Annotated in this window: 1 protein-coding gene and 1 pseudogene; both read left to right on the forward strand. The window is 68.4% G+C overall.

The window, feature by feature from the left end:
- Positions 1–225 (forward strand): hypothetical protein (locus AC1DYK_RS35935; RefSeq protein ID WP_478170610.1); only part of this gene is annotated, 225 nt, incomplete at its 5' end.
- Positions 170–337, forward strand: a pseudogene (locus AC1DYK_RS35940) (HAD hydrolase family protein); the annotation flags it as partial. The gene AC1DYK_RS35935 and the pseudogene AC1DYK_RS35940, both read left to right, overlap by 56 nt.
- Positions 338–419 lie beyond the last annotated feature (82 nt).

A 419-nucleotide genomic window follows, 5' to 3' on the forward strand; every position in this document is an offset into this window, starting at 1 on the left:
CCCGAGGGTCGTTCCATCGTGGTGTTGGCCAAGGAGCAACACGCATTGCGGGCCCGCACCGAGGGCGAACTCGCGCACGCGAACTTTGTACTGTTCACCGCCCAGAGCCGGATGAGCGGAGTGGATCTCGACGATCCCAGCAACCACCGGGCGCTGCGCAAGGGCGCCGCGGCGGGAGCAGGCCGGTGGGAAGCTTGTCGCGATGACCGGCGACGGCACGAATGACGCGCCGGCCCTCGMGCARGCGGACGTCGGCGTGGCSATGAACACCGGCACKTCGGCCGCCARRGARGCCGGGAACATGGTSGACCTGGACTCCAACCCGACCAAACTGATCCTGTTCGCCCGCTGCGCCGATGCGGACGAACCACGCGGGCGGCCTACGCCAGTGACATGGGGCGGCGGGTGTTATGCCACTT

This window comes from Variovorax sp. P2_H12 (assembly GCF_056403395.1).